Origin of the sequence: Aeromonas sp. 19NY04SH05-1, from assembly GCF_040581895.1 — a bacterium.
In the GTDB taxonomy this organism is placed as follows: Bacteria; Pseudomonadota; Gammaproteobacteria; order Enterobacterales; family Aeromonadaceae; genus Aeromonas; species Aeromonas enteropelogenes.
The window spans coordinates 3,926,175-3,947,146 of sequence record NZ_CP095328.1; the positions used below are offsets into that span (position 1 = coordinate 3,926,175).

21 protein-coding genes are annotated in these 20,972 nt (G+C 61.7%); 10 read left to right on the plus strand and 11 right to left on the minus strand.

What is annotated here, in order from left to right; all coding sequences use genetic code 11:
- Positions 1–253: 253 nt before the first annotated feature.
- Positions 254–2,116 (minus strand): diguanylate cyclase, encoded by a 1,863-nt coding sequence (locus tag MRK42_RS17995; protein ID WP_342013198.1) that lies wholly within the window; start codon positions 2,114–2,116, stop codon positions 254–256.
- Between the two features lie 199 nt (positions 2,117–2,315).
- Here MRK42_RS17995 and MRK42_RS18000 point away from each other — a divergent pair, with 199 nt between their 5' ends.
- Positions 2,316–3,320 carry a diguanylate cyclase gene (locus MRK42_RS18000; protein ID WP_342017720.1) on the plus strand — a complete coding sequence of 335 codons (1,005 nt, stop codon included), beginning with the start codon at positions 2,316–2,318 and terminating at the stop codon, positions 3,318–3,320.
- A 12-nt stretch (positions 3,321–3,332) separates the two neighbouring features.
- On the opposite strand, the gene viaA is transcribed toward MRK42_RS18000, so the two are convergent.
- Together viaA and MRK42_RS18010 are read right to left on the minus strand one after the other, a co-directional pair.
- On the minus strand, positions 3,333–4,787 hold the full coding sequence (gene viaA, locus MRK42_RS18005; RefSeq protein ID WP_042071130.1) for an ATPase RavA stimulator ViaA: 1,455 nt from the start codon (positions 4,785–4,787) through the stop codon (positions 3,333–3,335).
- Between the two features lie 9 nt (positions 4,788–4,796).
- Entirely contained in the window at positions 4,797–6,410 is a 1,614-nt protein-coding gene (locus tag MRK42_RS18010) for an ATPase RavA domain-containing protein (RefSeq protein ID WP_354688438.1), read from the minus strand.
- Between the two features lie 78 nt (positions 6,411–6,488).
- Here MRK42_RS18010 and MRK42_RS18015 point away from each other — a divergent pair, with 78 nt between their 5' ends.
- The 3 genes from MRK42_RS18015 (at position 6,489) to rimI (ending at position 7,634) form a co-directional block, all read left to right on the plus strand.
- Entirely contained in the window at positions 6,489–6,641 is a 153-nt protein-coding gene (locus tag MRK42_RS18015) for a hypothetical protein (RefSeq protein ID WP_156141013.1), read from the plus strand.
- Positions 6,642–6,649: 8 nt separating this feature from the next.
- Positions 6,650–7,054, plus strand: a complete 405-nt coding sequence (locus MRK42_RS18020) for a DNA polymerase III subunit psi (RefSeq protein WP_201979499.1) — start codon at positions 6,650–6,652, stop codon at positions 7,052–7,054.
- Positions 7,055–7,184: 130 nt separating this feature from the next.
- Positions 7,185–7,634 carry a ribosomal protein S18-alanine N-acetyltransferase gene (rimI, locus tag MRK42_RS18025; RefSeq protein ID WP_026456903.1) on the plus strand — a complete coding sequence of 150 codons (450 nt, stop codon included), beginning with the start codon at positions 7,185–7,187 and terminating at the stop codon, positions 7,632–7,634.
- 29 nt (positions 7,635–7,663) lie between these two features.
- Here rimI and MRK42_RS18030 read toward each other — a convergent pair whose 3' ends face one another.
- A complete protein-coding gene (locus MRK42_RS18030) occupies positions 7,664–8,206 on the minus strand; it encodes a thioredoxin family protein (protein ID WP_342013193.1) in 543 nt (180 codons plus the stop codon).
- A 186-nt stretch (positions 8,207–8,392) separates the two neighbouring features.
- Here MRK42_RS18030 and MRK42_RS18035 point away from each other — a divergent pair, with 186 nt between their 5' ends.
- Entirely contained in the window at positions 8,393–10,183 is a 1,791-nt protein-coding gene (locus MRK42_RS18035) for a long-chain fatty acid--CoA ligase (RefSeq protein ID WP_224210394.1), read from the plus strand.
- Positions 10,184–10,337: 154 nt separating this feature from the next.
- Positions 10,338–11,060 carry a lipopolysaccharide kinase InaA family protein gene (locus MRK42_RS18040; RefSeq protein ID WP_354688439.1) on the plus strand — a complete coding sequence of 241 codons (723 nt, stop codon included), beginning with the start codon at positions 10,338–10,340 and terminating at the stop codon, positions 11,058–11,060.
- 45 nt (positions 11,061–11,105) lie between these two features.
- On the opposite strand, the gene gshA is transcribed toward MRK42_RS18040, so the two are convergent.
- Genes gshA through MRK42_RS18060 form a run of 4 tightly spaced genes read right to left on the minus strand, consistent with a single transcriptional unit; the run spans position 11,106 to position 17,014 of the window.
- Positions 11,106–12,704: a glutamate--cysteine ligase gene (gene gshA / locus MRK42_RS18045; protein WP_225634039.1), complete on the minus strand. Its 1,599-nt coding sequence runs from the start codon at positions 12,702–12,704 to the stop codon at positions 11,106–11,108.
- 59 nt (positions 12,705–12,763) lie between these two features.
- Positions 12,764–15,577: a pitrilysin family protein gene (locus tag MRK42_RS18050; RefSeq protein WP_354688440.1), complete on the minus strand. Its 2,814-nt coding sequence runs from the start codon at positions 15,575–15,577 to the stop codon at positions 12,764–12,766.
- Positions 15,578–15,602: 25 nt separating this feature from the next.
- Positions 15,603–16,040, minus strand: coding sequence for a YqaA family protein (locus MRK42_RS18055; RefSeq protein WP_354688441.1), 438 nt, complete (start codon positions 16,038–16,040; stop codon positions 15,603–15,605).
- Positions 16,037–17,014 (minus strand): NADP-dependent oxidoreductase, encoded by a 978-nt coding sequence (locus MRK42_RS18060; RefSeq protein ID WP_354688442.1) that lies wholly within the window; start codon positions 17,012–17,014, stop codon positions 16,037–16,039. Before MRK42_RS18060 ends, MRK42_RS18055 begins: the two co-directional genes overlap by 4 nt.
- 56 nt (positions 17,015–17,070) lie before the next feature.
- Here MRK42_RS18060 and MRK42_RS18065 point away from each other — a divergent pair, with 56 nt between their 5' ends.
- Both MRK42_RS18065 and fos read left to right on the plus strand, forming a co-directional pair.
- Positions 17,071–17,238 carry a hypothetical protein gene (locus MRK42_RS18065; RefSeq protein ID WP_167335326.1) on the plus strand — a complete coding sequence of 56 codons (168 nt, stop codon included), beginning with the start codon at positions 17,071–17,073 and terminating at the stop codon, positions 17,236–17,238.
- A 32-nt stretch (positions 17,239–17,270) separates the two neighbouring features.
- Entirely contained in the window at positions 17,271–17,672 is a 402-nt protein-coding gene (fos, locus tag MRK42_RS18070; protein ID WP_354688443.1) for a fosfomycin resistance glutathione transferase, read from the plus strand.
- A gap of 7 nt (positions 17,673–17,679) precedes the next feature.
- On the opposite strand, the gene MRK42_RS18075 is transcribed toward fos, so the two are convergent.
- Positions 17,680–18,684, minus strand: a complete 1,005-nt coding sequence (locus MRK42_RS18075; protein ID WP_354688444.1) for a Preprotein translocase subunit SecY — start codon at positions 18,682–18,684, stop codon at positions 17,680–17,682.
- A gap of 257 nt (positions 18,685–18,941) precedes the next feature.
- Here MRK42_RS18075 and MRK42_RS18080 point away from each other — a divergent pair, with 257 nt between their 5' ends.
- Together MRK42_RS18080 and MRK42_RS18085 are read left to right on the plus strand one after the other, a co-directional pair.
- Positions 18,942–19,238 (plus strand): hypothetical protein, encoded by a 297-nt coding sequence (locus MRK42_RS18080; protein WP_082037476.1) that lies wholly within the window; start codon positions 18,942–18,944, stop codon positions 19,236–19,238.
- A gap of 33 nt (positions 19,239–19,271) precedes the next feature.
- A complete protein-coding gene (locus tag MRK42_RS18085) occupies positions 19,272–19,592 on the plus strand; it encodes a hypothetical protein (protein WP_082037480.1) in 321 nt (106 codons plus the stop codon).
- A gap of 53 nt (positions 19,593–19,645) precedes the next feature.
- On the opposite strand, the gene MRK42_RS18090 is transcribed toward MRK42_RS18085, so the two are convergent.
- Together MRK42_RS18090 and rplI are read right to left on the minus strand one after the other, a co-directional pair.
- Complete coding sequence (locus MRK42_RS18090) at positions 19,646–20,389, minus strand: ferredoxin--NADP reductase (RefSeq protein WP_354688445.1); 744 nt, start codon at positions 20,387–20,389, stop codon at positions 19,646–19,648.
- Between the two features lie 100 nt (positions 20,390–20,489).
- A complete protein-coding gene (rplI, locus tag MRK42_RS18095) occupies positions 20,490–20,936 on the minus strand; it encodes a 50S ribosomal protein L9 (RefSeq protein WP_026456575.1) in 447 nt (148 codons plus the stop codon).
- Positions 20,937–20,972 lie beyond the last annotated feature (36 nt).

A 20,972-nucleotide genomic window follows, 5' to 3' on the forward strand; every position in this document is an offset into this window, starting at 1 on the left:
TTCTTCTATTGGGCGGCGGCCTTGGCCACCGTGGGAATAAATCCGGGATGCCGCATTCGACTCACGGCACATCTGTATGCAGCGCATGCCACGCCGGCAGGCATCAGGCCAACCGGGTGGAAAAAGGGGGAAAGCGTTGCATTACATGGGTCGTCTCGCCTGAGTCAAAGCAAAATTGCGCGGCATTATACCCGCGCGAGCGAAAAATACCCAGCCTGGCATGGTGGAGAAATCCGCAAGGTACACGTCAAGCCTATTGAGCCAGCACCACCCGGTTGCGCCCGGTCTGCTTGGCTTGGTACATGGCCTCGTCGGCCCGCCGGATCAGGGCACTCAGGGTGTCATCGAAGGGGCCATACTGGGCGCAACCTATGCTGACATGGACAAAACGCCCCTCCGGCATCCCGTCTATACACAGCCGGGAGACCCGCTGGCGGATCCGCTCCGCCACCTCGGCTGCCTCCTCAAGTCTGGTGTCGGGCAGCAGCACCAGAAACTCCTCGCCGCCGTTGCGTCCCACCTCGTCCTGCGCCCGCAGCTGCTCACCGAGGCAACGAGCCACCGCCTTGAGTACCATGTCCCCCATGTGGTGGCCCAGCTGATCATTGACCTGCTTGAAGTGATCGATATCCAGCAACAAGACGCTCAGGGAAGGACCACCACTTTTTGCCTGATCGAAACAGGCCTGACCCCGCGCCATGATCTGGCGACGATTGTGGAGACCGGTCAGTTCGTCCGTCATGGCCAGCCGCCTCATCTTGCGGCTGCGGTTGAAGAGGTAGAGCACCAGCATGCCCATCACCACCAGCAGCAGAGCCACCACGGCGAATTGCCACTGGCGGCGCTCCTGCAGTTGCTTGAGCTTGGCTTCCTGCAACAGCTGTTTGGTCTTGAGGGTCTGGTTTTCCAGCTCCTTGCGGGCCAGATCGAACTCGAAGCGCATCTGCAAGGAGCGCTGCTCCCTGAGCACCAGCTCGGTGGCATGCCGGGTCTGCACATACTGCTTGAGGCTGGCCAGCGCATCGCCGACCCGGCCCTGGCGCTCGAAGATGCGCGAGCGCAGACCATAGACACGGATCAGAAAACGCTGGTTATGCTCCCTGGCGAAAACGGTCTCCGCCCGCGCCAGATAGTCGAGGGCTCTGGTTTGCTCTCCCGAGGCATCCAGCACCATGGCCATCACCAGTTGCCAGTGCGCCAGGGTCACGCTGTCGCTCCCCTCGCGATCGTGCAGCAGCACTTCGGCCTGTTTCAGCTTGGCTTTGGCCTCGCTCACCTTGTTCTGGTTGAGCAGCATGGTGGCCACCTCGATCTGGCTCCAGGCCAGCAGTCCCTCCTGACGCTGGAACTGATAGTAGCGCTCGGCCTCCTGCATCAGCGGCAGGGCCCGGTCGAACTCGTCCATTTCGGCGTAGAGCAGCGCCTGCTGGGCATGGATATCCACCAGCTGTTCCCGGGCCCCCAGCTGGCGATAGTCCTGCTCCAGTTCCTTGAAATAGTCGTCGGCTCGCTCATAGAGCCCCATGCGCCGATAGGAGTTGGCAATCAGGGTCAATACTTCCCGCCCCTTGTCCTCCATGCCCAGATCTTCATAGCGCTGGTACGCTTCGATAAGCTCCTTCAGCCCCTCGGCCAGCTTGCCCTGATAGGAGTAGAGTTCGCCACGATAGCTGAGGACATCGGCCTCTTGCATCCGATCCCCAAGCTCCCGCGCCAACCCCTGTGCCTGCCCAAAATCGGCCAGCGCCAGCTTCATGTTGCCCAGCATCTGCTGGTGAAAGCCGCGACAGACAAGCAGTCCGGTTTCGGTGAGCCGATCCTTGCGCGCCCTAGCGATGGCCAGCTCCTTGTCGGCAAAAGCCACCACGGCGCGATACTCGCTGTCCCGCTCGGCCGGCATGGCCCGACACTGCAGCCGGGCAATCCGGCCCTGCACGTCGGGGGAATAGGCATCGCGATTGGCCGCCAGGGCGGCGACTCGCAATCGGTAGATGCGATCGGGCAGGCCCCCCTCTTCCAGCGCTTGCAACTCTTTGGATAATTGCGGCTCGCCAAGGGGGCCTCGTGCCGCCCATGCAGGAGAGCAAGCCAGACACGCCCACAGGATCAAGGTCATGCAACGCTTCATGCCGGATCAGGTTCCCCATTCGATAGCACTGATACTCTGATAACTCATCATATCGTTCCTTGTCCGACCTGGCAGCAAACCTTATGCCAAATCCGGTTTTTAGCCCTCCTCACAATGACGAAATCCGGCGCTTTACAGGAGCAGACCCAGCATCGACTATATGTTCTTTTTGCAGGGATGTGGCGGGATGACATACGAGGAGTTGCAGGCTGCCTATGCCAGGCTGCAGCTGGAAAACGAGCGGCTAAAGCGCATCGCCGACGATGCCCGCGAAAAACTGGACGCCGCCATGGATGGTACCGGCCTGTGCATCTGGCAAAACCACATCCCCACCGGCAAGCTCATCATCTTCAACCGCCGCTGGGGCGCCATGCTGGGATTTCAGCCCAAGGAGCTGTCTGCCCATTTCGACGTCTGGCGCGAGCACCTGCACCCGGAAGACAGGGAGCGGGTGCTGCAGGCCTTCTTCGACCATCTGAGCGGCAAGAGCCCGTTTTATCAGGTGATGCACCGGATGATCGCCAAGGATGGCAAGACCACCTGGGTGCTGGATCGGGGCCGCGTGGTGGAACGGGATGAACAGGGCAACCCCATCCGGGTGATGGGCACCCACATCGACATCACCCACGAGAAAGAGTACGAGCAGCAGCTGGCCCGGCTCGCCCATCGGGATCCCCTCACCGGCCTGGCCAACCGCACCGCCTTGCAGCGCAAGTTCAACCAGGGTTTCAAATCCATCTGCTTCATCGATCTCGATGACTTCAAACAGGTCAATGACAACCTGGGCCACCGGGCCGGAGACGAGCTGCTGGTCGCCCTGACTCAGCGTCTCAGGCAGTGCTGTCCGGAAGAGAGCGAACTGGGACGCCTTGGCGGCGACGAGTTTGTGCTGCTGCTCCCCTGGGAGAGCGAGGATCCCCGTACCCACGAGCTGGCCCAACTCTGCATCGAGCTCATCTCGACCCCCTTCCCCCTCGCCAACGGCGACGGGAATGTGGGTCTGAGCATGGGAATTGCGGCCATCCGGCCCCAGGATGACTTCGGCGCCGCCCTGGCCCGGGCCGATCAGGCCATGTACCAGGTCAAGCGCAGCGGCAAACGGGGCTTTCACATCTCCCGTCCGAGCGGTCAGCCACTGCTGGATCAGGAACAGGTCAACGAACGTGCCTTGAGCCACACTCCGGCTCACTGACAGCGGGATCCCTCAGTGCTGCTGCCAGCGGCGCAGCAGGCGGCCACGCAGGCCGCAATCCAGCAACCAGCTGTTGTCGAATACCCGCAGCAGCGCCTGCTTGGCGTGGCGGGACATGGCGACGGCGTGAAAGCGGGTCTCGCGATGGCGATAGCGATTCATCTGATCGAGCAGGGGATGGGGCAGACTCTGGGCGATGAAGTCGGAGATCACCAGCACATCCGCCTTGGCAAAGGCGGGCTCGTCGAGTTTGAGCAACGCCTTCTCGAGACAGGGCACCAGATCGGTACCGCCGTGAAAACTCATGGAGAGGAAGCGCTCCGCCTTGTCCAGCCCAGTGTCAGCGGTGATCTCCAGGGTCGCCACCTCGGTAGAGAAGAGCATCAGATAGCAGCCGCGCTTCTCATCCATCGCCACCTTGAGCAGCGCCAGAAACAGCGCCTTGGCACACTCCTCCGGATAACCGCCCATGGAGCCCGACGTATCGACGCAGACGATGAAGGGCCCCCGCTGCTGCAACTGGTGTCCACCCTGTTCCGAGGTGCGCAGCATGATGCGCTGGCGTGGCAGGGTACCCCGTGACTGGTAGCTGAGCAGGCGCCGCTCCAGATAGCGGCGATAGAACTCCAGCTCCAGCTCCGGCAGCCCCAGCATCACCGCCTCGCTCGGCAGCAGTCGCATCAGGTCGCTGGCCTGATGGATCCCCACCAAATCGTCGGGCACATCGTCGCTAGGGGCAGGTTCGAGCTCCAGCATCTGCACCGGCGGCACCGGCTGCTCCTGCGCCTGCCGATCCCGTTCGCTGCGGCCAAGCTGCGCGGCTATCTCAGCCAGCAGGGGTTCCCGCTGCAACATACGGGCATACTGCTTGACCAGCACCAGGCTGCGCTTGTGCCAGCTGCCTTGGGCCAGATCCCACAGACCACCGGCCGAGATCTGGTGGGGATCGAGGGCATCGGCCAGGGTGCGGCTCGCCAGCAGCTGATCCTCGATCTCCTGGCGCTGCTTCTCCCGCTCCGCCTCGGCGATCTGCTGCTGCAGTTGCAGCAAACTGCCCACCAGGCTGGCACGCCACTTCTCGACAAACAGCTGGCGCAGGCTCTCGGTCGGATGAGCCACCAGCTGGCGCACCAGGCTGCGGGCTTCGCCGGCGAACGGGCTGTACTGCTCGAGCGCCTCCAGCAGCGTCGGCAAGCGGCCGATAAGCTCAGTCATCGGTAGCTGGCGATGCGCCTGATAGAGCAGGTACTCCTGCTCCAGCGCCACCGGCACCGGCTTGTGGCGGATCTCCTCGCCAAGCTGTTCGCCCCAGCTCTGCAGGCGCTTTTTCAACAGCTTGCCCTGTAGCGGCGAGCGCTTGATGAACTCGGAGATCTTGGGTGAGGCCGCCAGCAGCAGCGCCACCTCCCCCGCCAGCTCCCCTTCCCCCATCAGGAGCCCCAGATCCAGCATGCCAATTTCCAGCATGGGAACTCCTTAGTCGTCCAGCCTGGGCAACCGCTCGCGCCAGTGCGCCAGCTCGCCGGAGAGTTGCTCGAGATCCCGGTTCAGCACGAAGAAGCTGTCCTCCACCTGCTGCAGCCAGCGCTGGCCGATGAAGAGGTGCTGCTGATGGCGCTCAAACAGGCTGCGCTGCTGCTTGAGCGACTGCACCACCTTGGCCACCTCGGCCTGCAACTCGTCCAGCTCCTGCAACCAGGGTTCCAGCACCACCTCGGGGATGGCATTGCGCTCCATCAGTACCAGCGGGATCTGCTGACGCTGGATATCCAGCACGTGAAGCCGCAGCTCGTCATCCAGCACCAGCTCAAAATGGCCCTCTTTCGGGTTGCCATACTGATAGCCCGCCAGAGCTTCACCGGTCGGGTGCCAGTGGGAAAGCAGGGTGCGATCGAACACCAGAGTCTCGGTCAGACGCTCGGGATCGCCACCATCCAGCGGCGCCGGGGTGAGTAGGTGGAAGTGCACCGCCTTGCCGAAGGGTCTGGCGTTGGCCAGGGGGATCTCGATCCCCCGCGCGCGGCGGCCAAACCACTGCTTGCGTTGGCGCGCCTTGCAGCAGAGACGCTGGGCGACCCGCTGCTTCAGCTGCTTGAACCTGTCCCGCAGGGTCAGCAGCTGACGAGTCATGGCCAGCTGCTGATAGCCGTAGAGGCGGGAAAACTCGGTCATCATCTCCAGCAGGGCGGTGCGGGACTCCTCGTCGTGCCACAGGCAATCCTTGAACAGCAGCAGATCGAGGGGGGCCACCTCGTCGCGGCCGTTGAAGAAGGCGCTCGCCTTGATGAGCCTGACGGCCTTCTTCCAGCGCCGATCCGACACGTAGCAGCGATGGGCCAACTGGCTGTCGAGCTGCTGGCGCAGCTGATAGATGAGCTCGAAACAGGCTTCCGGCAGGCGCACCTGCTCAATCTGGCTCTGCCACTGCAGGTACTCCTCCCCTTGGATCTGCAAGGCGGCCGGCAAGTTTTGATGGGCGTGACCGTCGCTGGCCAGCATCGCCTGAAAGTTGGCCTTCTCCTGCACCCTGTCCATCCAGATCCGCACCAGCATGCGGTCGTAGAGGGCCTCCAGCCCGCTGTCGGGGGCCGGCAGCTCGTTGGAGGCAGTCACCAGCAACCGCATCGGGATGGGGTACTGACCATCGCCGTTGCGAAACTGCCGCTCGTTGATGGCGGTGAGCAGGGTGTTGAGGATGGCGGGGCCCGCCTTCCAGATCTCGTCGAGGAACACCACCTCGGCCTCCGGCAGGTAGCCATTGGTCAGGCGCAGGTACTTGCCATCCTCCTTCAGGGCCTGGATGGAGAGAGGACCGAACACCTCTTCCGGCGTGCTGAAGCGGGTCATCAGGTATTCAAAGTGGCGGGCCTCGTGAAAGGCCAGCTTGAGCCGGCGGGCGATCAGGCTCTTGGCGATGCCGGGGGGCCCCAGCAGAAACACGCTCTCGCCGCTGAGAGCAGCCAGCAGACCGAGCCGCAGGGCATCCTGGCGTTCATAGAGCCCCTCGCCGAGGGCTGTCAGCAGACGGGGCAGGCGTTCATGGATGGGCATGGACCGCACGGCGGCGTGGGCTTGAGCTGAAAGCGACATAGAGACAATTCCGAAGCTGAGATAATGATGGCGCCAAGGGGTGATATCCGTTTGTTCGCCCTTGGATTTTGTCTTGTTATGATGTTTATTCTGGCCCTGGTTGCTGCAAAATACCCCGTTCTGGCAGGAAAAAACCGCGCGGGCCAAGGCTGGACGCTGCAAAGGGTGCAGCAAAACCCGTTCGAGTGTACCCTGCCCGGCACGATTTTCCCCAACGCAGATCAAGAGTGAGTCGCCCCATGCAAGATCCCGTACGTCAGAGCATGTTGGCCCGCATGGGCATTCAAGGCTGGCAGTTGCGCCGCCCGGCCTTGCTGGGTGGCGCCCCTGAACCAACCGAGCCGCAGCCCGCCAGCGGCGAACAGACCCAAGAGGCTGTCATGCCAGACGGCAAGCTCTGGCTGCTGGCCCCGCAGCTGCCCGCTCAGCCTCTGCTGGCCGATATCTGCCAGCTGCTCGGCATTACGCCGGAGGAGGTGTCACTGCTTGGGGAGATGCCCGCCGGCGAGCCGCCCCTGCTCTGGTTGACCGAGGGCGATCCCCGCTGGCCCGACGCCCTGATCTGCCCGCTCGCGCCCAACGGGACGCAGAAGCGGGCGCTGTGGCAACAGCTGCGTCAACGACTGGCCGCGACGGCGGCATAAGAGGGCATCTTGTCGCAAGCCAGCCCGGTGATACCGCTCTTTTTACCTGATTTTACAAAGGCGGCACGCTACCTGGTTCGGCAGATACCAGTACGGCTTGTCGCCATTTTTCCCTAGTTTCGGAGTTTCCATGGCTGAGTTTCGTCCCCTGCTCGAGAGCGATTTCGAGCTTGTCTATCCCATTGAGCAGGCCGCCCACAAGGAGCCCTGGAGTCAGGCCAACCTGCTCTCCTGCTTCGGCCCCCGTTATCTCAACGGCCTGATGCTGGTGGATGGCCGCCCGGCCGGTTTCTACATCTCTGATCTGGTGGCCGGCGACAGCTCGCTGATGAACATCTGCGTGCACCCTGATTTTCAGGGCAAGGGGCTGGGCCGGGCGCTGCTGAAGGAGTATCTGGCTCGCAGCAAGGCGAAGGGGGCCGAGGCCTGGTTTCTTGAGGTGCGCGCCAGCAATCTGGCCGCCATCGGCCTCTACGAGAGCGCCGGCTTTGCGGAATATTGCCGCCGGGCCGACTACTACGGTACCGGCAGCGAGCGGGAAGATGCGATCCTGATGTCGCGCCTGTTCGACTTCGGCTGACATCAGGGCTTTGGTGACCTGCCCCGGCATCACTCCAGCGGGGCATTGTCCAGGGCGGGATCCTGCAGCGCCAGGGTGGTCTCGAGCACGGCCTCGAAGGCCGCCGCCGAGAGCGGCATATAGAAGCCCCGCTGCCAGGTCTTGCCCGGCATCCAGATCTGGTTGATATCCACCACCAGCTTGATGGGCTTCAAGGGTTCACCCGGTCGCTGTACGTAGATGCCGGGCGGCGTCGCCACCTTGGGGAAGCGGCGCAGGATCTGCTCGCTGCCATCCCTGCTCCCCGGATTGAGCCTCACCTTCACCAGTCGCGAGAGGGGGCCCACCATCTCGTCGCTCTGCCAGAAGCGCTGATCCAGCGCCTTGCAGCGGCGACACTTCGGAGTTTCCAGTACATAGAGCAGCGGCTGGCCGGATGACAGCGCCTGACGCTGCGCGCTCTGATACCCCTCATCCCCCTGATACCAGGCGCTGGCAGCCTTGTCCGCCTCACTGCCCGAGAAGAACCAGGCGACGCCCCCCGCCACCATGAGCACCCCGGCGGCCAATCCCCCTTTAAGCCATAAATTCATATCGTTACCTCCCCTGTACACACTTTTTTTATATCGGCTGCCCTGTGCAGAGATAGAGCTATTTGCACTCTTTGTGATCCAGAACAAACAGCGAACACTTGTAAGCCGTAATAGTCGAGTTTAAACTCTAGCCCGATTTTTAGTGCCCTCGCGGGCGTACAACTGTAATTAAAGGATGTTTGATTGATGCCGAAGCTTCATCTGGTTCGACTGATGCGTGAGCGCATTGCCCAGCTTGGCAACAAGGCCGCCCTGCGGGTTCAGCAGGATGGTCAATGGCGTGCCATCGGCTGGCGCACCCTCGGCCAGGCCATGGACTACTGCGCCCAGGCGCTGATCCGCGCCGGCCACCAGCCCACCGAAATGGTCGGCATCTATGCCCGCAACATGCCGGAGTGGACCCAGGCCGATCTCGGCATCCTCGCCGCCCGCGGCGTCAGCGTTCCCATCTATCCCACCAGTACGCTCGATCAGCTGCGCTACATAGTACGCGATGCCAACATCGGCCTGCTGTTCGTCGGTGAGCAGCCCCAGTTTGATCAGGCGCTGACCCTGCTGCAGGCCGGCGAGATCCGCCAGATCGTCGCCCTCGATGGCACAGTCGATCTGCGTGGCTGCCCGCAGGCCAGCCACTTCCAGACCTTCCTGGTTTCCGGCAACCATCAGGCCAGCGAACAGGCGCTGCGGGAGCGCGAAAGCCAGTACCGGATGGACGACCTGCTGACCCTGATCTACACCTCCGGCACCACGGGCGAGCCCAAGGGGGTCATGCTCGATTTTGCCAACATCGCCGCCTGTTTCGAGATGCACAACAGCCGCCTCGATCTGAACGAGCAGGATGTGTCGCTCTGCATGCTGCCGCTCAGCCACGTGTTCGAGCGAGCCTGGACCTATTACGTGCTCTATTGCGGTGCCGAAAACGTCTACATCCGCGACCCGCAGAAGGTGATGGATGTCATCGGCGAGGTGAAGCCGACCGTGATGTGCGCCGTGCCGCGCCTCTACGAGAAGGCCTACGCCATGATCCAGGCCAAAGTCGCCCAGGCGCCGCGCCTGCGCCGCGCCCTGTTTGGCTGGGCTACCCGGGTCGGCAAGCAGATGGTTGCCACCCGTCAGCAGGGCAAGTCCGCTTCCCCCTGGCTCTACGCCCAGCTGGCCCTGGCCGAACGCCTGGTATTTCGCAAGCTGCGCGCCCGCTTCGGCGGTCGTACCCGCTTCCTGCCGGTAGCCGGCGCCCGCCTGGCCGATGACGTGAACCTCTTCTTCCAGGCTATGGGGCTCAACCTCAAGTACGGCTACGGCATGACCGAAACCACCGCCACTGTCTGCTGCTACGAGGATAGCCAATTCAAGTTGGGGTCCATCGGCACAGCCCTGAACGGCATCGAAGTGAAGCTCGGCGAGAGCAACGAGCTGCTGGTGCGCTCCCCGACCGTGATGCGCGGCTACTACAACAAACCCGAGGCCACTGCCGAGGTGATGACCGAGGATGGCTTCCTGCGCACCGGCGATGCCGGCGAGCTCGACGGCGAGGGCAACATCTACTTCACCGAACGGCTGAAGGAGCTGATGAAGACCTCCAACGGCAAGTACGTGGCCCCCCAGCTGGTAGAAGGGACCCTCGGCAAGGATCGCTTCATCGAGCAGATCGCCATCGTCGCCGATGCCCGCCACTTCGTCTCGGCGCTGATCGTGCCCTGCTTCGAGTCGCTGGAGGAGTACGCCCGCTCCATCAACCTGCAGTACCAGTGCAAGACCGAGCTGCTGCGCCACTCCAAGGTGGTGACCTTCTTCGAGGAGCGGATCCACGAGCTGCAAAAAGAGCTGGCCAAGTTCGAGCAGGTGAAGAAGTTCACCCTGCTGCCGAGCGCCTTCTCCATGGAGCTGGGGGAGCTGACCCCCACCATGAAACTGCGGCGCAAGATCATCGAGGCCAAGTATCAGGACGAGATCGAGGCGATGTACAACCACGTCTGATCCCGCAGCTTCGCACCAACAAAGAGCCGCCCCTCCCCGGGGCGGCTTTTTTGTTGTTCATTCAGCTCCGGTCAGCAACAGGGTCGCACACTGGTACAGATAATCATCATCCTCTCGGGGATGGTACCTATCGTCCCGATCAACGCCCAATCCCATGACGCTGACCACACTCGACTTGCACGGCAAGAAACACTATTACCTGCTGCTCCATGACCAGCTCGAACTGGATCACTGGTCACTGCTGCAGACCGAGCAGACCCGCCGTCTGGAGCGCATCGCCAGCAGCCAGTTCTGGCTCCATCCCGCCAGTAACAGCCTGTGCAAGATAGTGCCAGACAAGTACCCGCGCTGGACCCTCGGCTGGTGGTGCCGGGATCAGCTCAGCAAGCGATTGATCGGTCATATCGACGCCCTGCGCGAGTGGCAGAGCAATCGCCGCCTGCGCAAGGCCGGACTCCAAGTTGTCCCCTGCAAGGCCGCCGGTATCGCCCTCAACCCGCTCAACCCCCACGCCTCTTTCCTGGCCGTGCACTACCTGGCGGAGCACAGCTCCGGCGAGCACTACTTCAAACAGGCAGACGAGAGCGATCGCCTGGCCCTGCTGCACCGGCTCGCCAAGGATATCTATCACCTGGCAAAGCACGGCTACTATCACCGGGATCTTCATCTGGGCAACCTGATGCTCTCCCCTTCCGGCAACATCGTCTGGATCGATACCCATGTGCGCCGCCTGCCCAGCAATCTGGAGCGGCTGCGCCAGACGGTGATCGCCTCCCTCGAGCCCGGCAAGCTGTTCGGGCAGTTCTACCGGGATTATCTGCTGACCCAGCTGCGCCGTCTGGCTGGCCTGTCTCAACCAGAATCCATAAAGCCTTAACCCATAAAAAAGCCGCTCATCGAGCGGCTTCTGGTGTACCTGATATCAGGCGGCAGTCGTGCTGGCTCCGAAGTAGTCGGCCAGAAAGTCATCAAACGACTGGCTGTCGCTGCGCTCCCGTTCCCGCTGCTTGATCAGGGAGTCCTTCGCCTCGCCGGCGAAATAGGCCTCATCCCAATATTGCAGCTCGGCCGCCAGCAGCTGCTCCCGGTAACGGGTCGCCAGCTTGTCGCCAAAGCAGCCGTTGTCCTCGCCGCTTGCCAGCAGATCTTTGAGGATGCGGGCCGAGTAGGTCAGCTCGGGGTCGAGCAGCTTTTCGCGGTGCTCGGCCAGCGTCTTGCGGTAATGGTGACGGCCGCAGCAGCGATCCAGCAGCTCGGCCACCTGGGCCAGCTCGTCAAACAGCTTGAGACCGAACTCCTTGAGACCGATGGGGTTGCCCTGCTCGTCCTCCAGCATCAAGCCGGGGCGACGCCCCTCCAGCACCACCTTGTTCTGGTTGCGGCGATTGCGGGCGATCTCCTCCTCGCCGAGCACGGGAGACGGGCGCAGCAGGCACCAGACCAGGAACAGATCGAAGAAGCGGATCTGATCGGCCTCGATCCCCAGCGGGGTGAAGGGGTTGACGTCCACGGTGCGCAGCTCGATGTACTCGATGCCGCGTTGCTCCAGCGCGTCGGACGGCTTCTCGCCGCTGCGCGGGGTGCGCTTGGGACGGATCGGGGCATACAGCTCGTTCTCCAGCTGCAGCACGTTGTCGTTGAGTTGGCGGTACTCGCCGTCCACCTTGACCCCGATCTTGGCAAAGTCAGGATCATGGGTGTTGATGGCACGGCGCAGGCTGCTCACATAGGCGGGCAGGCTGTCGTGGCTGATCTTGAGCCCGGCCTGGGCGCTGTTGGTATAGCCGAGATCGGAGAGGCGCAGTGCGGTGGCGTAGGGCAGGTAGAGGGTGCCCTTGCCGGTCTTCTGGAACGGCAGCGCGCTCTTGCGCCCCTTGAGGAAGGATTCGCAGATGGCCGGGGATGCCCCAAACAGATAGGGCACCAGCCAACCGAAACGGTAGACGTTGCGAATAAGCCCCATGTACTTGTCGGAGATGAAGCGCTGGCTGCAACAACCGGCGCACTCCAGCTCCTGCCACTCGCACCAGAAGCTGTCCGGCATCGAGAAGTTGAAGTGGACTCCGGCGATCACCTGCATCAGGCTGCCGTAACGGTTCTTGAGCCCCTGACGGTAGAGGGTCTTCATCCGCCCGATATTGGAGCTGCCATACTGGGCCAGCCGGATGCTCTCCTCGCCACCCACGAAGCAGGGCATGGAGAGAGGCCAGATCCGCTCGTCACCCAGGTGCTGCATCACATGGTGATGAATATCGCCGAGCTGCTCCATCAGGCTGTCGATGGAGTCGGTGGCCGGGGTGATGAACTCCAGCAGGCTCTCGGAGTAGTCGGTGGTGATATTGGGGTGGGTCAGGGCCGACCCCAGCGCCCGCGGATGATCACTCTGGGCGAGCCGGCCTTCCGGCGTGATGCGCAAACATTCACGCTCGAGCCCGCGCCGGATCCCCTTGAGGGCAGTCAGGCGTTCCGGCGCTCCCAGCGCCCCCAGCAACTCGGTGAGCGACAAGCTTGTTGTAGTCATATTCTCGGCTCATGTGAGGCCGCCCCGTCCGGGGCGGCTCTATTGATATGAAATGCCAGTTACGGCAACTGCAGCGGATAGATGGGAAGATGAAGCTCCTTCAGGGGTTTTTCAAGCTTTTGCTTGTCTCCCACCACCACGATCACCATGTCGGCCGGGTCGAGCCAGCGGGCCGCACTGGCCTTGAGCGTCTCGGGCGACACCGTCTTGATCAGCTTGCTCTGGGCCTGCACATAGTCCGGCTTCAGGTCATACATGATCATCTGCAACAGGAAACCCGCCTTCTGGCCGAGGGTCTCGTAGGAGAGGGCATCCTGCTGGGAGACGGCGCTGCGCATGTAGGCGAGTTCGATCGGTGTCGGCCCGCTCGCCCGGTAGTTGTCCATCTCCTTGAGGAACTGACGGATGGCATCCACGGTCGCATCGCTGCGCACATTGGCGCCGGTGGCGAAGGTACCCACCTCGCGGTTGGCGGAGAAGCCGGAGCTGGCACCATAGGTGTAACCCTTGTCTTCCCGCAGGTTGAGGTTGATGCGACTGTTGAAGTTGCCACCCAAGTTGAAGTTCATCAGGTTGGCGGTGAAGTAATCACCCGTGGTGTCGAACGGCAAGGCACGACGGCCGATGCGGATCACCGACTGGGGCGCACCCGGCTTGTCCACCAGATAGATGCCGGGCTTGACCTGCTCGCCCTTGAGCTTGAGACTGCCCAGAGTCGGGGCTGTCCCCTTCCATTCGGTCAGGAAGCCGAGTTGCTCCTCGATCTGCTGGCGACCCACATCACCGGCCACCACCACCTTGGCATTGGTCGGGTTGTAGTAGGTCTGGTAGAAGCGCTTCACGTCCGCCAGGGTCAGCTTGGCCACGTCGCCGATCACCCCGTCGGTGGGTTGGCCGAGGCGGTTCTCCTTGCCGTAGACCAGTTCGCGGAACGCCTGGCCCGCCAGCCATTCCGGCTGCTGCTCGCTCTGCTGCATCCCCTGCAGCAGTTGCGCCTTGACCCGCTCGAAGTCAGCCTCGCGCATGCCGGGGCGCTCGTACACCTCGCGTACCAGCGCCATGGTCTGGGGCAACTTGTCCGCCAGCGAACTGATGGTGATCAGGGTGTTGTACTGGGCACTGGAGACATCGATGCTGGAGCCAAGCTTTTGCAACTCGTCGCTGAGCTGGGCTTCGGTCAGGCGTACCGACCCCTGCCCCATCATGGCGGCGGTCAGATTGGCCAGCCCGAGCTGCCCCTGCTCTTCGGCGCGAATGCCGCCCGGCAGGGCAATCATGATGGAGGCGGCGGGGATCTCGTCGCTCTCGGTGCCGATGATCTCGATGTTCTTGTCCAGCTTGCCGCGCCAGATGGCCGGCACCTTGACGCTCACCGCATCCGCCGCCTTGGGCTGGACGCTACGATCGAAGCTGTCTTTCACCGGCCGCTCGGCCAGCGCCTTGTCATGCTTGCTGTAATCCGGCAACTCGCGCTTGGCGGGGGTGAAGTTGGGGACGGCCGCCTGCCAATCCGTCTTGCCCTTGGGCACCACGCTCAGCACTACCGCCGGTTTGTTCGCGATGAACTTGTCGTAGACCGCCTTGACTTGCTCGGGCGTCACCTTGCCGATGGCATCCAGGGTCTTGAAGACATAGTTGGGATCCTGGGCGAAGACCTGGCCCATGGCGAGCTGGCTCACCTTGCCGGAGACGCTGTCCAGCCCCCAGATGGCGGAGGCGCGGTACTTGTTGATCGCCTTCTCCAGATCGTCGGACTTGAGGCCGCGCTCGGCAAACTCGCCGATCACCTTGTCCACCTCCCCCTTGAGGGTCTTGAGGCTGCCATCCACCGCCGGGTTGGGATAGGCGTAGACGGTCAGGGTACAGGCCAGCTCTTCGCAGTAGTGGGAGGCCCCCGCATCGACTGCCTTGCCGGTTTTCACCAATGACTGGTAGAGCATGGAGCTGGCAGAGCCTCCGAGCACGTCGGCGAACATGTCGAGCGCCGGCTCCTGGGGATCGCCAAGGGCAATCGTCGGGTAGCTGATGTAGAGCAGCGGCAAGTGAACCTTGTCCTCGAGCGTCACATAGCGGGTCTTGGGCAGGGTCACCGGCTTGGGGGTTGGCTCCGCCACCTCGGGGCCGCGCGGGATGGGGCCGAAGTACTTCTCAATCCAGGCGAGCGCCTGCTTGGTATCAAAGTCGCCGCCCAGGGTCAGGGTGGCGTTGTTCGGACCATACCAGCGCAGGAAGAACTGCTTGAGGTCGTTCACGTCGACCCGGTCGAGATCCTCCACATAGCCTATGGGCTGCCAGGAGTAGGGATGGGTGCGCGGATAAAGTGCCTCACCTACCTTCTCCCCCACCAGACCATAGGGCTGGTTGTCGACGCGCTGGGCACGCTCGTTCTTGACGGTGGCGCGCTGGATCTCGAACTTCTTCTGGCTCACCGCATCGAGCAGGAAGCCCATGCGATCCGCCTCCAGCCAGAGCACCTTCTCCAACTGGTTGGCCGGCACTGTCTCGTAGTAGTTGGTGCGATCCCGGTTGGTGGTGCCGTTCATGTCGCCACCAGCCTCGTTGATGATCCGCATGTGCTCCTGATCACCGACGTTTTTCGAGCCCTGGAACATCATGTGTTCGAAGAAGTGGGCGAAGCCGGACTTGCCGACCGTCTCTCGCGACGAGCCCACGTGGTAGGTGACGTCGAGGTGCACCAGGGGATCGGATTTGTCGGGAGCCAGGATCACGGTCAGGCCGTTGTCGAGCTTGTACATCTGGTAGGGGATGGCGAGCTTGCCCTCCTCCTTGACCTGTTCCGACACCAGGATGGGCGCTGCCAGCACCGGCAGGGTGAAGCCCAGCAGCATGCTTAATGGAATGAGTTTGTTCACGGTTACCTCGTGAGTGACAAAAGGGCTAGAAGATCTGCCTGGCCAGCAGAAAAATCAGGGTATAACGCAGCAACTTGCCGAGCCCGATGAGAACGAGAGAGCGCCAGAAAGAGAGACGCAGCCAGCCAGCCAACAGACAGAGTCCATCACCGACCACAGGCGTCCAGGCCAGCAGCAGGCACCAGTGGCCATGTTGTTTGAGCCAACACAGGGCTTTTTGTTCCCCACGGCCTTGAAAATCTTCCGGTTTTTTCTTGAAGGTGGCGAGCCAGCCGAGCCACCAGGTGGTCATGGAGCCCAGGGTATTGCCGAGCGTCGCCCACCCGAGCAGGCTGGCCATGCTCCACTGCCCCTTGGCGGCCATGGCCCCCAGCAGCACTTCCGAGCCACCTGGCAGCAGAGTGGCCGAGGTGAAGGCGCTCAAAAAGAGCCACCCCAGCCCCATCTCCATCAGATCGTTCATGCAGGGTAGTCGTCGGCGGCGGGCATGCGCAATACCAGCTTGCCGCGCACATGGCCATCCTCGATGGCATGGTGGGCCTGCGCCCCTTCGGCCAGGGGGAACTCACCGGCAACAGTGATCTTCACCTCGCCCTGGCGCAGCAACAGCAGCATCTGGGCCAGCTGTTTCTGGTCGGGATGGACCAGCATGCCGAGTACCTCGACTCCGGCCTCGGCCCCCGCATCCTTGAGCAGCTGAGCCGTGATGGTCGGCACCGTCACCAGACGCCCGCCCGGCTTGACGCAGGCCAGGGCCGCCTTGCCGCTCTCGCCCCCCACCAGATCCAGCACCAGATCGACCTGGCCGCCCGCGGCTACTATTTGTTCGGCCCAGTCGGCATCGTGATAATCCACCAGAGTATTGGCACCCAAACCGTGCAGGAAGCTGTGGTTGTCGCCGCTGGCCGTGGCGACCACCTCGGCGCCATAAGCGGCGGCAAACTGCACCGCCAGATGGCCCACACCGCCTGCACCGGCCAGGATCAGCACTCGCTGCCCCGCCTTGAGGGCGCCGTGCTCGAACAGTCCCTGCCAGGCGGTGAGCCCTGCCAGCGGTAGTGCCGCCCCCTGTTTGAGGCTGACGCCATCGAGCCTGACCAGCTCCCCTTCACCAGCCACCACGGATTCTGCATAGCCCCCCGCTTGCAGCGGAAAGCCCACCATGCCGCACACCCAATCCCCCTCGACCAGCGAGCTGACACCAGGGCCGACCTTCTCGACCACGCCGGCAACGTCATAGCCCGGCGTCCAGGGCAGCTTGTCCTTGTTCTGGGCCGCCGCCCAGCCAAGTCCGGCGCGGGTCTTGGCATCGATGGGGTTGACCCCCGCAAAGCAGATGCGCACCCGCACTTCCCCTTCTGCCGGCACCTTGTCGAGAGAAGGGTTGAGCCTGAGTACCGAGGGGTCACCGAATGCGGTAATCTGTAGTTGCGTCATTGCACAATCCATCCTGTTGATTGATCAAGGGTCAACAGAATAACAGCGAGGACACCATGGCTCGAATGTTTCTTATTCCCCTGTTGCTGGCGCTGGGCTGGTGGGCGTTTCTGCTCTACTTTCGCATCCCGCTCAAGCAGGGGGCCAAGGGGTTTTACTGGATCATCGGTCTGGGTGGCGGGCTGGCGGCATTTCTTGCCCTGATGATGGTGCTGACGCACTAGGGGCAAGAACGAACAAGGGAGCTGGAGGAATAATGCTGACTGGTCTGAACCATCTGACCCTGACAACAGGGGATCTCGACAAGAGCCTTGCCTTCTATGTCGAAATCCTGGGTTTCAAACCGCGTGTCCGCTGGACAAGGGGAGCCTATTTAACATTGGGCGAACTGTGGCTCTGCCTTTCCTGCGACCACCCGCACCCGGCAAGGGACTACACCCATGTTGCCTTCAGCATCGCCTCTGAACACTTTTCGGCGTTTTGTACCCGCCTGCGCCAGGCGGGCATAGATGAATGGAAAACCAATCGCAGCGAAGGTGAATCCTTCTACTTGAAAGACCCTGACGGCCATCAACTTGAAATCCACGTTGGCAACCTTGAGAGCCGACTTTCCTCTCTCAGGGAGAGCCCCTATGAGGGATTGGTCTGGTACGACTGAACAGGATTCAGCTGTTTTCAGTACGCAGATGGTAATGGCGATTGCTGCCCTGCCCCAGCACCCCTTGTGACAAGAGGTGATGGAATACCCTATCCACCTCCTCCAGCGACAATGACAGCGCCTGGGCCACCGAGCGCTTGCTGCACTTGAGCTCACCGCTTTCCAGGGCACCACGTACCCGCTCCACCACGGCCGGAGCCGGCTCGGGCTGAACCACCACCTCGGGCTGAACAGGCGCCGGCACTTGCACAGCCTGCTGGGCCTCCCGGCGCTCCTGAGCCTGCTGGCGCAGCCACTGGCGGCGGAAGCGGTTTTCCTCGCCAATCAGGCTGACAAAGAAAGCACCGAATACATCCAGCAGGATGGAGAGGAAGCAGACCAGCAGAAACTGCACCTGGCTGATGCTCATCCCCATGCCATCTGCCAGGCTGCTCATCAGGCCCAGCATGGAGGACTGCTCATTGACTGGCTTGGCATCGCGCTGCTGGCGCAATTCGTCCTGTTGCAGACGCAGGCGAGTGTTGTCACGCTGCAGGGCGGTCACGCCGCTGGAGATGCGTGCCAGCTCGATGTATTTGCGGGCCGCCTCCTCGTTGAGCTTGATCTGCCGCTCTATGCTGGCGATCTGCTCGTCAAAACGGGCAATAACCCGTTCATGGTGAGCCTGCTGGTTGAGGATGGTGTTGGTGGCGCTGTTGATGCCGCCGATACTGCCACCGATGGAGATGGCAGCCAGTACGCTGTAAAACAACAGTGACCAGAGGGCGCCGCCGAGATCCCGGCGCGCCTTGCGCTCACCATACTCATACCAGACATAGAACTTGCCCAGTTCGAAGATGATCGCCAGGCCGCCAAACAGCCACTTCATCAGCGGGTTGTCATCAATGGAGAGAAACAGCAGCAAGGAGAAGACGATGGAAGCCAGAATGGCCAGCCCGGTAAAACTGTATACCGTGGTCAGTGCGAACCATCCCTTGGGGTAGCGTTGGGCAGAAGAAAGCTGTGTTGTCATGATGAAGAGGTGGTGCTGTGGAGAAAAGGTGGCTGCCGATTATAGTCAGCGGACTCGCCGAGAGAAGGGCAATCATGCGAATTGCACGAGATCAGTGATCAGCTGCCCAGAGTGCGACCAAAACGGACAAATCGACAGCAAAAAGTCGGTACACTTTCTTGCCACACTGAATAGTATGATGAGATTGGGTGCGGTTCCGCCCGGGTTCAGCCCGGCTGGAATAGACTGACCCGCAATGACAATTAACCGAGGCCATCATGAACAGAACGACTACCTTGTTACTGTCCCTTTTTCTCGTTACCGGTGCAGCACAGGCCGTATCACAGTACGAGGACGGGGGTGGTTCAGCGTTCTCCGTCGATGAGCTAACCTTCAATCTGGACTGGGATGACCAGCAGTTTGGCTGGTCACAAGCCGATTGCCTCGATCTGGGAGTGGGCGATACAGCCCCTTCCGAATGCCGGAGAGTCAGAATCGATCTCGATGATGAAGAGCACCGCAATCATCCACCCAGCACCAACCAGATGCCAACCACCTCGGGCAACGGCCAGTAACAACGGAGAATTCTCGTTATGACTCATAAAACCATGTTCAACAAAGGTGCCCTGCTGCTCTCCCTGCTGCTGGCTAATGGGGTCGCCTTTGCCGCCCCTCCCCACTCCAAGGACGGCGATGGCATCCGGATTTCCACCGACAATGTGAAGCTGAACGTCGACTGGGATGACAAGGAGTACGACTGGTGGCAGAACAACTGCCTGGATCTCGGCATCGGCGACAGCCGCATCAAGCTCAACTGCGACAAGATGGATGGCAAGTACCGGGATCACTACAACCGCAGCATTCACAGCGGCAACAACCCGGGTCAGGGGCACGACAAGTTCAAAGACAAAGGCAACAAGAAGCACTGACCTGTGTATCGCATCTATGAAACAGGGGCCCAAGGCCCCTGTCTTCATGTTGCCTACCAGTAGTTTTCCGCACTGATGTTGCCTGGCGTGCGCCGCAGGTTCTTGGCAAGCCCCAATCCCAGTAGGGTCTGTTGGGTCTCCTTCACCATCGCGGGATTCCCGCAGATCAGCACCTGACTGAACTCGGGTGAAAAATCGAGGCCAACCCGCGCCTGCAACTGGCCATTGGCAATGGCGGTAGGGATCCGCCCGGCCATCGCCCCCGGCCACACCTCACGGCTGACGAAAGGCACATAACGAAAACGCGCCCCGTAATGCTTGCCAAAACTGGCGATAAGCGGCTGATAGCTCAGCTCTTCCCCTTTCCTCACCCCGTGCACCAACACCAGACTCTCGAAACGGGAGAATGCTTCCCCATCCGCCAGCATGGAGAGAAAGGGTCCGATGGCGGTCCCGGTGGAGAGCAACCAGAGATCGCGACCAGCAGGCACTTCATCCAGAGTCAGGAAACCGGTGGCCTGAGACTGCACCAGCAAATTGTCGCCAACCTGCAAGGAGCCCAGAGAGGGGGTCAACTCTCCGCTCGGGATCTCGACAAAATAGAATTCATGATAAGGCGAGGAAGGGGGATTGACGAAGGAGTAGGCTCGCTGGATGCGCCTCTCGCCCTGCTCGAGGGCCAGCTTGGTGAATTGCCCTGCCTTGTAGGAGGCAAGCTCTGCCGCCACGCGCAGGGAAAACAGGGTGGGTGTCCATTCGATGCGTTCAATGACGCGGCCTTCAACCCAGGCTGCCATAAGGATCTCCTCCAGAGGAACAGATCTTCACTCTACCCCCGGGCCCCAAAATAAAAAACCCGCGCATTTGCGCGGGTTTTTCTGCAACAGCAAATCGCTATTACAGGGCAACAACCTGAAGCTGTACGGTTGCTTTAACGTCAGCGTGCAGCTGAACGGCAACTTCGTACTCGCCAGTGTTGCGCAGAACGTTGCCCATGCGGACTTCGCTCTTGGCAACGGCTACGCCGGCAGCAGTGATGGCTTCAGCCACGTCACGGGTACCGATGGAACCGAACAGTTTACCTTCGTCACCAGCTTTGGAAGCGATAACAACGGCAGCCAGTTCACCCAGCTTGGCAGCGCGCTCTTCGGCAGCAGCTTTGTTGGCAGCCAGTTTGGCTTCCAGCTCAGCGCGACGAGCACCGAAGGCTTCGATGTTGGCCTTGGTGGCCATAACAGCTTTGCCTTGCGGGATCAGATAGTTACGGGCATAACCAGCTTTAACGGAAACTTGGTCACCCAGACCGCCCAGTTTGGCGATTTTGTCGAGCAGGATAACTTGCATTACCTTTCCTCTATAAATTTCGTTGAGTTAGGCTTA